The 13,756-nt window shown below is 71.5% G+C and carries 12 protein-coding genes; 9 read left to right on the top strand and 3 right to left on the bottom strand.

The window, feature by feature from the left end; genetic code table 11:
* The first annotated feature begins 25 nt into the window (after nucleotides 1–25).
* Nucleotides 26–2,302 (top strand): RelA/SpoT family protein, encoded by a 2,277-nt coding sequence (locus ACPWUT_RS06660; protein ID WP_284527172.1) that lies wholly within the window; start codon nucleotides 26–28, stop codon nucleotides 2,300–2,302.
* Here the strand turns inward: ACPWUT_RS06660 and ACPWUT_RS06655 are convergent.
* The 3 genes from ACPWUT_RS06655 to ACPWUT_RS06645 all read right to left on the bottom strand — a co-directional run bounded on the left by ACPWUT_RS06655 (nucleotide 2,289) and on the right by ACPWUT_RS06645 (nucleotide 4,960).
* Complete coding sequence (locus ACPWUT_RS06655) at nucleotides 2,289–2,861, bottom strand: SAM-dependent methyltransferase (RefSeq protein WP_425841877.1); 573 nt, start codon at nucleotides 2,859–2,861, stop codon at nucleotides 2,289–2,291. The two genes, ACPWUT_RS06660 and ACPWUT_RS06655, sit on opposite strands and share 14 nt — an antisense overlap.
* 98 nt (nucleotides 2,862–2,959) lie before the next feature.
* Entirely contained in the window at nucleotides 2,960–4,546 is a 1,587-nt protein-coding gene (locus ACPWUT_RS06650; protein WP_425841874.1) for a DUF349 domain-containing protein, read from the bottom strand.
* Nucleotides 4,547–4,630: 84 nt separating this feature from the next.
* Complete coding sequence (locus ACPWUT_RS06645; RefSeq protein WP_284527170.1) at nucleotides 4,631–4,960, bottom strand: dioxygenase; 330 nt, start codon at nucleotides 4,958–4,960, stop codon at nucleotides 4,631–4,633.
* A gap of 158 nt (nucleotides 4,961–5,118) precedes the next feature.
* Between ACPWUT_RS06645 and ACPWUT_RS06640 the strand changes: the two genes are divergently transcribed.
* From ACPWUT_RS06640 to mltG, 8 genes are all read left to right on the top strand, one after another.
* The gene (locus ACPWUT_RS06640; RefSeq protein WP_425842208.1) at nucleotides 5,119–6,405 is read left to right on the top strand and encodes a replication-associated recombination protein A; all 1,287 of its coding nucleotides are present in this window, start codon (nucleotides 5,119–5,121) and stop codon (nucleotides 6,403–6,405) included.
* Nucleotides 6,402–7,007: an NUDIX hydrolase gene (locus ACPWUT_RS06635; protein WP_284527168.1), complete on the top strand. Its 606-nt coding sequence runs from the start codon at nucleotides 6,402–6,404 to the stop codon at nucleotides 7,005–7,007. Before ACPWUT_RS06640 ends, ACPWUT_RS06635 begins: the two co-directional genes overlap by 4 nt.
* A complete protein-coding gene (locus ACPWUT_RS06630) occupies nucleotides 7,004–7,822 on the top strand; it encodes a tetratricopeptide repeat protein (RefSeq protein ID WP_425841870.1) in 819 nt (272 codons plus the stop codon). Before ACPWUT_RS06635 ends, ACPWUT_RS06630 begins: the two co-directional genes overlap by 4 nt.
* 154 nt (nucleotides 7,823–7,976) lie before the next feature.
* Nucleotides 7,977–8,606: a 30S ribosomal protein S4 gene (rpsD, locus tag ACPWUT_RS06625; RefSeq protein ID WP_144807814.1), complete on the top strand. Its 630-nt coding sequence runs from the start codon at nucleotides 7,977–7,979 to the stop codon at nucleotides 8,604–8,606.
* A gap of 132 nt (nucleotides 8,607–8,738) precedes the next feature.
* Entirely contained in the window at nucleotides 8,739–9,035 is a 297-nt protein-coding gene (locus ACPWUT_RS06620; RefSeq protein WP_284527166.1) for an ATPase, read from the top strand.
* A gap of 61 nt (nucleotides 9,036–9,096) precedes the next feature.
* Complete coding sequence (gene alaS / locus ACPWUT_RS06615) at nucleotides 9,097–11,763, top strand: alanine--tRNA ligase (RefSeq protein ID WP_425841865.1); 2,667 nt, start codon at nucleotides 9,097–9,099, stop codon at nucleotides 11,761–11,763.
* Nucleotides 11,760–12,230 carry a Holliday junction resolvase RuvX gene (gene ruvX, locus ACPWUT_RS06610; RefSeq protein ID WP_284527164.1) on the top strand — a complete coding sequence of 157 codons (471 nt, stop codon included), beginning with the start codon at nucleotides 11,760–11,762 and terminating at the stop codon, nucleotides 12,228–12,230. Before alaS ends, ruvX begins: the two co-directional genes overlap by 4 nt.
* On the top strand, nucleotides 12,230–13,756 hold the full coding sequence (gene mltG / locus ACPWUT_RS06605; RefSeq protein WP_425841862.1) for an endolytic transglycosylase MltG: 1,527 nt from the start codon (nucleotides 12,230–12,232) through the stop codon (nucleotides 13,754–13,756). Before ruvX ends, mltG begins: the two co-directional genes overlap by 1 nt.

Here is a 13,756-nt window from a genome sequence, read left to right as displayed (position 1 = left end):
ATTCTGACACGGCGGAGGTGACCTGATGACCGACACCGTGCCCTCGTCGGCCCAGAACCCTCCCGCAGGGCCGCCGCCCAGTTCGCTGCGGCGCCTGGTGCCGCGCCTGTTCTCCCGGGCGCCTTCCCGCAACGGCGTCGAGCAGCTCATCCGGACGGTCCGCACGCACCATCCCAAGGGCGACATCGCGATCATCGAGCGCGCCTATCAGGTGGCCGAGCGGGCCCACGCGGCGCAGAAGCGGCAGAGCGGCGAGCCCTACATCACGCACCCGCTCGCGGTCGCGCAGATCCTCGCCGAACTCGGGCTGGGACCTCGGGCCATCGCCGCCGCGCTGCTCCACGACACGGTGGAGGACACCGACTACAGCCTGGATCAGCTGCGCACGGAGTTCGGCGACGAGGTCGCGATGCTGGTGGACGGCGTCACCAAGCTCGACAAGGTCAAGTACGGCGACGCCGCGCAGTCCGAGACGGTCCGCAAGATGATCGTCGCGATGTCCAAGGACATCCGGGTGCTGCTGATCAAGCTGGCGGACCGGCTCCACAACGCGCGCACCTGGGGCTTCGTACCGCCGGAGAAGGCGGCCAAGAAGGCGACGGAGACCCTCGAGATCTACGCGCCGCTCGCGCATCGCCTCGGCATCCAGGCGATCAAGAGCGAGCTCGAGGATCTCTCGTTCGCCGTCCTGCACCCCAAGCTCTACGTCGAGATCGACAGCCTGGTCAAGCAGCGCACACCGCAGCGCGAGCAGTACGTGCAGACCGTCATCGACGCGGTCGAGTCGGATCTGCGCGACCTCCGCATCCGCGGCCGCATCATGGGCCGTCCCAAGCAGCTCTACTCCGTGTACCAGAAGATGGTGGTGCGCGGCCGCGAGTTCGACGACATCTACGACCTCATCGGCATCCGCGTGCTCGTCAACACCGTCCGCGACTGCTACGCGGTCCTCGGGGCGATCCATGCGCGGTGGACGCCGCTGCCCGGCCGCTTCAAGGACTACATCGCCACGCCCAAGTTCAACCTGTACCAGTCGCTGCACACGACCGTGATCGGCCCGGGGGGTCGCACGGTCGAGATCCAGATCCGCACCAACGAGATGCACCAGCAGGCGGAGTACGGCGTCGCCGCGCACTGGAAGTACAAGGAGCGGATGAGCGGCGGGAAGACCGACGAGAAGTCGGTCGACACGGACATGGCGTGGCTGGCACACATCTCCGACTGGCAGGCCGAGACGGCCGACCCGGGTGAGTTCCTCGATTCGCTGCGCTTCGAGATCGGCGCGAAGGAGGTGTACGTCTTCACGCCGAAGGGGCGCGTGATCGGCCTCCCCGCCGGCGGCACCCCGGTCGACTTCGCCTACGCGGTCCACACCGAGGTCGGTCATCGCACGATGGGCGCGAAGGTCAACGGTCGCCTGGTGCCCCTCGAATCGGAGCTGAACTCGGGCGACGTCGTCGAGGTCTTCACCTCGAAGAACCCTGATGCCGGGCCGAGCCAGGACTGGCTCGGATTCGTGAAGTCCACACGCGCGCGCAGCAAGATCCGCGGCTGGTTCACCAAGGAGCGTCGCGAAGAGGCGGTCGACCAGGGGAAGGATGCGATCGCGCGTGCGATGCGCCGGCAGAACCTGCCGCTGCAGCGCCTGATGAGTCAGGACTCGTTCACCGAGGTCGCCCACCAGCTGCGCTACGAGGACGTCACCGCGCTGTATGCAGCGGTCGGCGAGGGGCACGTCTCCACACAGTCCGTCATCGAGAAGGTCACCGCCCTCGTCAGCACGCAGGAGGACACCTCGACGGGTCCGATCGACCTGCCGGCGGTCGGGCGATCGCGCGCACCGCGCGGCGGCGACTCTGGCGTGCTCGTGCGCGGCGCGCCGGACATCCTGGTGAAGCTCGCCAAGTGCTGCACGCCCGTGCCCGGCGACGACATCGTGGGCTTCGTCACCCGCGGCAGCGGGGTCTCGGTGCACCGCAGCGACTGCACGAACGTGAAGTCGCTCAAGGACGATCCGGACCGCATGATCGAGGTCTCGTGGGCGCCGACCACGAAGAGCGTCTTCCTGGTGCACATCCAGGTCGAGGCGCTCGACCGGTCGGGGCTGCTCAGCGACATCACCCGTGTGCTCAGCGAACACCACGTGAACATCCTCTCGGCCTCGGTGCAGACCAACAACGACCGGCTGGCGCTCAGCCGCTACGTGTTCGAGATGGGCGACATCGTCCACCTCGACCGGGTGCTCAACGCGGTGCGCCGCATCGACGCCGTGTACGACGTCTACCGGGTCACGTCGTCCTGACCGGAGGCGTGCGCTCGCGCTCGAGCCGATCGAGGTACGCACGCGCCGGACGCTTGAACTGCACGGGGCCGGCCGCCGACAGCCACGCCCGGGTCTCGACCAGCAGCTCCGGGCGCCACGCGAGCAGCGCGCGCACGATCCCGTCGTCGCCGTCCTCCCTCAGCACCCGGTCGCGCAGGAGGTCGGCGAACGTGCGCACCGGCGTGCTCACCACGACGCCCGCGATCAGCATCCCGTCGGCGACCGGAAGCCTCACGTCGCGGTAGCGCAGCCGGCGATCGGTGACGTGGTGCGGCCGCGCCGCCACGCAGCGCTGCACGCAGTGCCGTCGGGGAGGCTCGGGGATGGCGCCGTGCACCCAGGCGGCCGACTCGTGGGTGAGCGCCAGCCGCGCGCCCACCAGCGCACGGAGCGACCCGGCGCGCAGCTCCCGGGTCTCCACGGCGTCGGCCGGCATGAACGCCTCGCCGATCTCGACCAGGTCTCCGTCCAGGCGCGCCGAGCGCAGCTCCGCATCGGACAGCGCGTCGCCCGGGTAGTACAGGAACGGCCAGGTCATCCCACGCACTCTGCCGCACGACGACACACCTCACGCACGACCGGGCGTCGCCCTGTGGACAACGCCCGGTCGAGGATCGTGGGGGAGGAGGGCGCCGGTCAGCCGCCGAGAGCGGTGAGCCACGCCTTGCGGGCGGCCAGCGCCTCCTCGGCCTTGGCGATCTTGGCCTTGTCCTTCGTGGCGACCGCGGCGGCCACCTCGTCCTCGAGCTTGGCGATCGCGTCGCGCAGCTGCTGCGTCATGTCGTTCTGGCGCGCCTTGGTCTCGGGGTTGTTGCTCTTCCAGTCCGAGTCCTCGCGGGCCTTCACGGCCTGCTCGATCTTGCGCAGGTCGTCGTCGAGCGCCCGCTCCGCCTCGCGCGGGAAAACGCGGCCGATGTCGTCCCAGCGTCGCTGGATGCCGGTGAGGAGCGACCGTGCCTTGGCGGTGTCCTTCTCCTTGGGCACCGCCGCCGCCTCCTGCAGAAGCGCCTTCTTGGCGGCGATCTTCTCCTTGGAGGCCTCGGCGTCGGCCTGCTCGCGATCGGCACGCGCGCCGTACAGAGCGTCTCCGGCCGCCTTGAAGCGCGCCCACAGGGCGTCGTCGGCCTTCTTGCCGGCACGACCGGCCGACTTCCACTGGTCGAGCAGAGCGCGATAAGCGGCGATGCCGTCCTCGCCCTTGCTGGCCAGCGCCTCGGCGCGCTCGACGAGCGCCGCCTTCGCGTCGCGGGCGGACTTGTGCGACTCGTCGAGGCCGGCGTAGAACTCGCGGCGGTGCTTGTCGAACACCGCGCGTGCGTCGCGGAAGCGCTTCCAGAGCTGCTGGCCGATGTTCTTGGGCAGGCGGGGGCCGGTGGCCTGGTGCGCCTGCCAGCGCTCGAACAGCGCGGTGACCTCGGCGGAGGTCTGCTTCCACTGGATGGACTTGGGGTCGCGTGCGGCGATCTCCTCGATCTGCACCACGAGAGTCGTGCGCTCGGCGATCGCCGCGTCGACGGCCTGGCGGTGCGCGGCCGCCTCCTCGGCGGAGGCCTCGCTGAGCGCCTCGTCGAGAGCATCCAGGCGGGCCTCCAGCGACGCGATGTCGCCGACGGCCGCGGCTCCGGTGACGCGCTCGCGGACGGTCTTCACCGTGCTGCGCAGGTCTGCGGCCGACGCGCCGCCGCCGCGGTGCCGCGCCTCGATGAGAGCCACCTCGCTGGCGAGATCGGCGAACTTGCGCTCGAAGTACGCCAGCGCCTCGGCCGGGGTGCCGTCCGGATACTGACCGACGACCCGCCACTGGTCGCCCTCGCGCACCGAGACGGTGCCGTCCTCCTCGACCCGACCCCACTCACCGGTGGAGACCGACTCCGTCGGCGCGGCGACGGCAGCAGGAGCGTTCGGACGAGGGGCACGCGGCAGGGGCGCGACCGGACGCGGAAGCGGGCGGGGAACCGGCGCGGGGGCCGGCTTCGCCTCGTCGGCAGCAGGCTCCTCGGCGGCAGCAGGCTCCTCCGCAGCAGCGGGCTCCTCGGCGGAAGCAGGCTCCTCGGCGGCAGCAGGCTCCTCGACGGCGGGCTCCTGGTCGGGAGCGGCGTCGGCCGCGGCCTCGTCGGCAGCGGGCTGATCCGACGTCTCAGCGGCGACCGCGTCGTCGGCAGCTGCGCTCGACTCCTCGGGAGCGGGCTCGGTCGTTGCGGATTCTTCGGGAACGGAAGTCACGGGTAGCACCTCGTCGCGGCCAGGCCTGTCTGCGGAGACAGGCCGCCTGGGGGTTCGGTCGGCTGCCAGCCTATACGGCGGCGGTCACGGCGTGGGAGTGGATGACGGCGTCGCCGTCGGGCTCGGGGTCGGCGTCGGGGTCGCCGTGGGCGTGGGAGTCGTGCTGGCGGTGGGGCTGGGCGCCGGAGCGGGCTGGCCGGGACCGAGCGTGTAGTACGCGATCTGGCCGCCGACGACGGCGAGGATCAGCGCACCGCCGGCCACACCGGCCACGACGTTGTCGCGACGACGACGACGCGCCACGCCGTCCTGGAACTCCTGGCGTGCCCGGTAGAGCCGGGCGCGCTCGCGCGCCTCCCGCGCCTCGCGCGCGCTCTTCTTGCCTGCGCCGGACCTGCTCGCACCGGTTGCCACGGGACCTCCCTCGATTCCCGGACATCCGGGCGCTGGAAAGCCTACGTGCCCGCGCGCACGGGCCACAAACGCGCCCGGGCGTCGGTGGCCGCGGCTAGCCTGGTCGGGTGACCAGCCCCGCCGCCCTCTTCCAGGGGCAGACCCCTCTCGCCGTGCGCATGCGGCCCGTCTCGCTCGACGAGGTGGCGGGTCAGGGGCACCTGCTGCGTCCCGGCTCGCCCCTGGTCGCGCTGGCCGACCCCGATGCGAGCACGCGGACGGTCTCGGTCATCCTGTGGGGACCTCCGGGCACGGGCAAGACCACCTTGGCCCAGGCGATCGCCCGCACCTCGGGAAGGCGGTTCGTCGAGCTGTCGGCGGTGACCGCCGGCGTGCGCGACGTCCGCGAGGTCATGCAGGAGGCGATGACCCAGCGCGACCTCTACGGCGCCTCGACGATCCTCTTCCTCGATGAGATCCACCGCTTCACCAAGGCGCAGCAGGACGCACTGCTCCCGGGCGTCGAGAACGGCTGGGTCATCCTGATCGCGGCCACCACCGAGAATCCTTCGTTCTCGGTCATCTCGCCCCTGCTGTCGCGTTCGCTGCTGCTCACCCTGCAGCCGCTCACGGACGACGACCTGGGATCCCTCATCGACCGCGCCGTCGCCGACCCGCGCGGGCTGGACGGCGCCGTCGCCCTCACCCCCGAAGCCCGCGCCGCACTCGTGCAGCTGGCGTCGGGCGACGCGCGACGCGCCCTGACCTCTCTCGAGGCGGCGGCGTCGATGGTCGGCGAGTCGGACGACGAGGTCCCCGCGATCACCGCCGAGCAGGTCGCGCAGGCAGTCGATCGCGCCCTGCTGCGCTATGACAAGCAGGGCGACGAGCACTACGACGTCATCAGCGCGTTCATCAAGTCGATCCGGGGCTCCGACGTCGACGCCGCCATGCACTACCTCGCCCGCATGATCGAGGCGGGCGAGGACGCGCGGTTCATCGCGCGACGGCTCGTGATCTCCGCGGCCGAGGACATCGGGCTGGCCGATCCCCAGGCGCTCCAGATCGCCGTCGCCGCCGCCGACGCCGTCGCGTTCATCGGCATGCCCGAGGGACGCATCCCGCTGGCCGAGGCCACCGCGTACCTCGCCACGACCGCCAAGTCCAATGCCGCCTACACGGCGATCGACGCGGCCATCGCCGACGTCCGCCGCGGCGGTTTCGGCAGGGTGCCCCCGCACCTGCGCGACGCGCACTACCCGGGCGCCAAGCGTCTCGGCCACGGCAAGGGCTATGTGTATCCCCACGATCTCGACGTGGGCGTCGCCAGCCAGCAGTACCTGCCGGACGAGCTGCGCGGCCGCACCTACTACTCGCCCACCGGGCGCGGCGTGGAGCGGGACATCGCCGCGCGCCTCGAGAAGATCCGGAAGATCCTCGGCGACGGCGGGACGGGCGGGCGATGACCGACGACGAGAACGCGATGCTCACCTGGGTGAAGCTCGGCACCGCCTCCATGTACCGGGGGTACGTGGGCGTGCGGCGCGATCACTACCGCCTGCCGGACGGCAGCGAGAGCGGCTGGGACGTGCTGGAGATCGGCGACACGGTGTCGGTGATCGCCTTCACCGACGACGATCGCGTCGTGCTCTTCGACCAGTACCGGGTCGGTCCCGAGCGGGTCCTGGGAGAGCTTCCGGGCGGACTCATCGACCCGGGTGAGGACCCGGTCACCGCGGGCATCCGAGAGCTGCAGGAGGAGACCGGATACCGCGCCGGCACGGTGCATCACGCCGGCGCCGAGTGGGCGGCCGCGAACTCCCGCCGCCGCAAGAACATCCTCGTCGCGGCGCAGTGCGTGCGCGTCGCGGATCCGATGTGGGGCGAGGGCGAGAGCGGCCGGGTGCACACGATCCCCGCCGACGCGCTCCTGGCGCACCTGCTCTCCGGGGAGCTCAGCGACGCCGGCGCCGCGCTGCGGGGGCTGCACGCGTTCGTGCGGGCGGGCGAGCTGCCGGAGCCGCTCGGAGGCCTGCAGCGCCGCGTGGCGGGACTGCTGGCGCCGTGACCGAGCACGACGCCGAGGCGCTCTTCGCGCGCGCCAGCGACCTCGACGCGGCGGGCGACGAGCGGGCGGCGGTGCCTCTCTACCGCGACGCCCTGGCCGCGGGCCTGGCGGGGGAGTCGCGCGTGCAGGCGGTGATCCAGCTGGCGAGTTCGCTCCGAGTGCTCGGCGACGCCTCGGGGGCGATCGCGCTCCTGCGTACGGTCCCCGACGACGACCCTCTCGCGGCGGCGGCCCGCGCGTTCCTGGCTCTCTCCCTCTTCGACGACGAGAAGCCCGCAGCGGCGCTGCGCACCGCGTTCGAGGCGCTGACCCCCACCCTGCCCGCCTACCGGCGGTCGCTCGACGCCTACGCCGCCGAGCTCGCCGCACCGGCCCGGGTGCGGGCGATCGCCGTGGGACTCGTGGTCGAGGACGGCTGGATCCTCGCCGAGGAGTACGCACCGAACGGCCGTCATGAGGGGTTCCTCCGCGCGCCCGGCGGCGGCATCGAGTTCGGCGAGTCGGCGGCGACAGCCCTGCGGCGCGAGTTCGCCGAGGAGCTCGACGCCACGGTCGATGCTGCTCAGCTGCTCGGCGTGACGGAGAACATCTTCGCTGCGCACGGCAAGCGCGGTCACGAGATCGTGCACGTGTTCTCGGTGCGTTCCCGGGACCTGTCGGCGCTGCCGCGCGGAGACCGCCTGCCCGTCCGGGACAGCGACACCTCCGCCGGATGGTACCGCCTCGATGACCTTGATCGGGGCGTGCGGACGTTCCATCCGCCCGGTGCGCTCGACCTGCTCCAGCGCCCTGGCGGAGCCGCGACCCCGCTCTGATAGACTTGACCGGCTCGAAACCGTGTTTTCGGGCATCTCCCTCTTCTGATCGAGACCTTCTGGCGTGCCCCGGCGTGCAGTCCAGGACGGGCGAAGAGTGGGGGATACGTCCGTGAGTCGTGAAGTGCACGGCCACGTCAGGAAGGAACACTTCGTGGCTACGAAGTCCCAGGACCGCCGCAAGGTCCGTCTCTCGCGCGCGCTCGGCGTCGCGCTGACCCCGAAGGCCGCCCGCTACCTCGAGAAGCGTCCCTACGCTCCGGGTGAGCACGGCCGCACCAAGCGCAAGGCCGACAGCGACTACGCCGTCCGTCTGCGCGAGAAGCAGCGTCTGCGCGAGCAGTACGGTATCCGCGAGAAGCAGATGCGCAACACCTTCAACGAGGCCCGCCGCCAGGACGGCCTGACCGGTGAGAACCTCGTCGAGCTGCTCGAGATGCGTCTGGACGCCCTCGTCGTGCGCTCGGGCTTCGCCCGCACCACGGCGCAGGCCCGTCAGCTCGTCGTGCACCGCCACATCCTCGTCGACGGCCAGCTCGTCGACCGCCCGTCGTTCCGCGTGAAGCCGGGCCAGCTCATCCACGTCAAGGCCAAGAGCGAGGGCCTCGAGCCCTTCCAGGTCGCAGCCGCCGGCGGTCACGCCGAGGTCCTGCCGCCGGTCCCGGCCTACCTCGAGGTCGAGCTCGACAAGCTGCAGGCCCGTCTGGTGCGCCGCCCGAAGCGCGCCGAGGTCCCCGTGACCGGTGACGTGCAGCTCGTCGTCGAGTACTACGCCGCGCGCTGAGCGGGGCGTAGTTCCGCCGCGCAGCGGCAGAGAGCACAGCTGCGCCGCGCGCTGAGCGCGTTTCGTCTCGCACGGAGGGCGCCGGGGATACCACCCCGGCGCCCTCCGTCATTTGCACCTAACATGGAACGCATGAAGAACGCGCTGTGGTTCGTGCTGGGCATCGCCGGCGGTTTCATCGCCGCCCACCTGGTCAACAAGGACCCGCGCGGGCACGAGGTCCTCGCCGAGGTCGACGCGCGCATCTCCGAGTTCACCGACCGCATCGGCGACGCGTACCGCGCGCAGGAGGCCAAGATCGAGGGACTCGTCGCGGATGCGAAGTCCGCCGCGGGCGACGCGCTCGACACGGCCCGCGACGCCGTCGCCGACGCCGCGCACGCGGTGGCCGACTCCGCCGAAGACGGCGCCGCCCGCCTCTCCGACTGACACCCCGATCGTCGCTCCCGGCCCCGGCCGGGCGCACACCCCTGCACTCCGAGGACATCCCATGAAGACCGCCGAGATCGCGCAGCGCTACCTCGATTACTTCGAGAAGAACGGTCACACGATCGTGCCCTCGGCCTCGCTCGTCACCGACGACCCCGCACTCCTGTTCACGATCGCCGGCATGGTGCCCTTCATCCCGTACCTGAGCGGCGACGTGCCCGCCCCGTTCCCGCGCGCAGCCGACAACCAGAAGTGCATCCGGACGAACGACATCGAGGAGGTCGGGAAGACGCCGCGCCACGGCACGTTCTTCCAGATGCTCGGCAACTGGTCGTTCGGCGACTACTTCAAGGAAGGCGCCATCCGGTACGCGTGGGAGCTGCTGACCTCGTCCGAGGCGGACGGCGGCCTCGGGTTCGACCCGAAGGACCTCTGGGTCACCGTGTACGAGGAGGACGACGAGGCCCACGACCTGTGGCTCAGCCTCACGGACCTCCCCGAGGAGCGCATCCAGCGGCTCGGCAAGGACACCAACTACTGGACGACGGGGCTTCCCGGCCCCGCGGGTCCCTGCTCCGAGATCTTCTTCGACCGCGGCCCGGAGTACGGCATCGACGGCGGACCGGCGACCGACGACGACCGCTACGTGGAGATCTGGAACCTCGTGTTCATGCAGTACGAGATCGCCGACGTGCGCTCCAAGTACGACTTCACCATCGTCGGCGAGCTGCCGGCGAAGAACGTCGACACCGGCATGGGCCTCGAGCGGATCGCCTTCATCAAGCAGGGCGTCGACAACATGTACGAGACCGACCAGGTGCGTCCGGTCCTCGACCGCGCGGTGGCCCTGTCGGGCAAGACCTACGGAGCGAACCACGAGGACGACGTCCGCTTCCGCGTGATCGCCGATCACGTGCGGTCCTCGCTCATGCTGCTCTCGGACGGCGTGACGCCCTCCAACGAGGGCCGCGGCTACATCCTGCGGCGGCTCATGCGTCGCGCGATCCGCGCGATGCGTCTCCTCGGCGTCGAGGGGCCGACGTTCGCCGAGCTGTTCGCGGCGTCGCGCGACGCCATGAAGGAGGCCTACCCCGTCGTGGAGGCCGACTACGAGCGCCTGTCGCAGTACGCGCTGGCCGAGGAGGCGACGTTCCTGCGGACGCTGGCCGCCGGTTCCGAGCTTCTCGACGAATCGGTGGCGCGGACGCGCCGCGACGGCGGCTCGCAGCTCACCGGCAGCGAGGCGTTCCTGCTGCACGACACCTACGGCTTCCCGATCGACCTCACCATGGAGATCGTCGAGGAGGCGGGCCTGACGGTCGACCGCACCGCGTTCGACAGCCTCATGCAGGAGCAGCGGGCGCGGGCCAAAGCGGATGCCCGTTCGCGCAAGCGCGCCCTCGCCGACACGAGCGTGTATCGCGACCTGCGCGCGCAGGGCGAGACCGTCTTCACCGGCTACACGGACCTCGAGACCGAGTCGACCGTCCTGGGCCTGCTCGTCGACGGCCTCCCGGTGCAGCGCGCCGTGCAGGGACAGATCGCGGAGGTCATCGTCGCCGAGACCGCCCTGTACGCGGAGTCCGGCGGACAGGTCGCCGACAAGGGCGTGATCGTGGGGCCCGGCTTCGAGCTGGAGGTCCTCGACGTCCAGAAGCCCGTCGCGGGTCTCGTGAGCCACACCGTGGAGGTCACCAGCGGCGAGGTCGGGGTGGGCCAGCCGGCCACCACCGTCGTCGACGCGGTGAACCGCCGCGCCGCGCAGCAGGCGCACTCGGCGACCCATCTCGTCCACGCCGCGCTGCGCGACACGCTCGGCAAGAGCGCGACGCAGGCCGGATCGCTCAACCGCGCCGGCTACATGCGCTTCGACTTCGCGTGGGGCCAGGCGCTGTCCGACGCCACCAAGAGCGAGATCGAGGAGATCGCCAACAACGCGGTGCGGGACAACCTCGAGGTGACCACGAGGGTCATGCCGCTGGACGAGGCGAAGGCCCTCGGCGCCATGGCGCTGTTCGGCGAGAAGTACGGCGAGACCGTCCGCATGGTCGACATCGGCGGGCCCTGGTCGCGGGAGCTCTGCGCGGGCACCCACGTGGGCCGCAGCGCCGAGGTCGGCCTGATCAGCCTCATCGGCGAGTCGTCGGTCGGCGCGTCCAACCGCCGCGTCGAAGCGCTCGTCGGCCTCGACGCGTTCCGCGAGCTCGCTGCGGAGCGGGCGATCGTCTCGCAGCTGACCTCGCACCTGAAGGCGCCGCGCGAGCAGCTGCCCGCCCGGATCGCGGAGCTGCAGGCGAACCTCAAGGCCGCCGAGAAGAAGATCGCCCAGTTCGAGGCGAAGGCCCTCGGCGATCGCCTGCCCGCCCTGGTGGAGACCGCGCAGCGCGCGGGAGACCAGCGGGTGGTGGCCCAGAGCATCGGCGCGGTGGGCTCTGCCGACGACGTGCGCTCCCTCGCCCTGCAGCTGCGGGACCGGCTCGGCGCCGAGGCGGCCGTCGTCGCGCTCGGAGCCCAGGTGGGGGAGCGGCCTGTCGTCATCGTCGCCACCAACGACGCCGCGCGCCGGGCGGGCGCGAAGGCGGGCGTGCTCGCGAAGGCCGCGGCGAGCGTGCTCGGCGGCGGAGGCGGCGGTCGCGACGACGTCGCCCAGGGTGGCGGGACCGACCCGGCCGCGCTTCCGGCGGCGCTGGCGAGCATCGTCGCGCAGCTGGAGAACGCGGGCGCGTGAGCGGTTTCCGACGCGGTGTGCGTCTCGGCGTGGACGTCGGGAAGGCACGCGTCGGCGTCGCGCGGTGCGACCGGGACGGCATGCTGGCGGTGCCGGTCGAGACGGTTCCCCGTGGCGCGGGCACGGTGCGACGCATCGCCGAGCTCGCCGCGGAGTACGAGGCGTTCGAGATCCTCGTCGGCCTGCCGATCAGCCTGAACGGCGGTGAGACCGCCTCGACGGCCGATGCCCGTGCGGTCGCCGGCGAGATCGCCGCCGCCTCGGGACTCCCGATCCGCCTCGTGGACGAGCGCCTGAGCACCGTGTCCGCGCACGCGGCCCTGCGTGACTCCGGGAGATCTCAGCGTTCGTCTCGTAAGCTTGTCGACCAGGTCGCCGCGGTCGTCCTCCTCCAGCAGGCGATCGACGTCGAGAAGAGCACCGGCATCCCGGCCGGCGCCCTCCATAACCCCCCGGAGCCCGTCTGATGCCCGAGAACCCGTCCTCCGACGATCAGTTCGCAGACCTGTTCGGCAAACTCCCCTCGCCTCCGCAGCGACGGACGTCGTCGTCCGATGCCGCACCCGAGGACCCCGCCCCGCTGAGCCGTCGCGCCGCACGCGAGGCCGCGGCGGCCTCGTCGGGACCGGCGGCGGCGCCCGCGGGTGACGCGCGGGACGCCAGCGGCACCCCCGCACCGCGATCGGCCGCGGCGGATCGCGGCATCCCCGAGACGGACACCGCGCCCGCCGACGACGCCGCGCTCGTGCCTGCGGCCGCCGCTCCGGGGGCACGCCGGGGCTCCTCGGTCGCCACCGAGCCGGCCCCCGGCCCGCGCCGGACCCCGGCGACGATCGATGCGCTGTTCGGCGAGGAGGCGGTCGTCGTCGACCCCCACGCTCCCGACACGCAGCACGCGCGGGATCGCCGCAAGAGCCGGATCGCCGGCTGGGTCGTGCTCGGCGTCGTGCTCGCCATCATCGGCGGCATCGTCGCCGGCGGCAGCTACGTGTGGGTCACCTACGAGGACAAGATCCGGGCCTTCATGGGCTGGGAGGAGCCGAAGGACTACGAGGCGGGGCTCGCCAACGGCGAGGCGGTCGTCACCATCGTCGACGGCGACACCGGATCCTCGATCTCGACCACCCTGTTCGAGGCCGGTGTGACCAAGACGCCCGAGGCGTTCTACGACTACCTCATCGCCAACGCCGTCACGACGACCTTCCACCCGGGCGCGTACCAGCTGCAGCTGCAGATGACGTCCGAGGCGGCGCTGGAGGCCCTGGAGGACCCGGCCAGCAAGCTGGAGAACACCGCGCAGCTGCGCGAAGGGCTGACCGTCGCGCAGTCGCTGCCGCTGCTGTCGGACGGCACGGGCATTCCGCTGGAGGACTTCGAGGCCGCTGTCGCGGACCCCTCGGACTACGGGGTGGATGCCGACAGCCTCGAGGGATGGCTCTTCCCCGCGACCTACACGTTCAACCCCGACGTCACCGCGGCCGACGTGATCCGCACGCTCGTGGACCGGACCGTCGCGTCGCTCGACGCGGCCGGGGTCCCCGAGGACCGGCGCGGCGAGATCCTCACCATCGCATCGATCATCGAGCGGGAGGCCCGCTTCGAGGACGACTTCTACAAGGTGTCGCGGGTCATCCAGAACCGGCTCGACCCGTCCAACGACGAGACCTTCGGCAAGCTCCAGATGGACTCGACGGCGCAGTACGGCTACGGCGAGATGCACGACGGCACCGTCAGCTCCTCCGCCGAGGCGCTCGAGGACGACAACCCGTGGAACACCTATGTCCACGAGGGCCTGCCGATCGGCCCCATCGCCAACCCGGGTGACACCGCGATCAAGGCGGCCATGGAGCCGGCCGACGGTCCGTGGCTCTACTTCGTGACGGTCAACCTCGACACCGGCGAGACGGTGTTCACCAACACCTACAGCGAGCACCTCCAGGCCGTGGAGCAGTGGCAGGCGTGGTGCGCCGACAACCCCGACAGCGGCTGCTGA

Source organism: Microbacterium sp. PA5, from assembly GCF_049860775.1.
In the GTDB taxonomy this organism is placed as follows: domain Bacteria; phylum Actinomycetota; class Actinomycetes; order Actinomycetales; family Microbacteriaceae; genus Microbacterium.
Note: the sequence above shows the minus strand (reverse complement) of the source record. Positions and strands in the feature narration are given on the sequence as shown.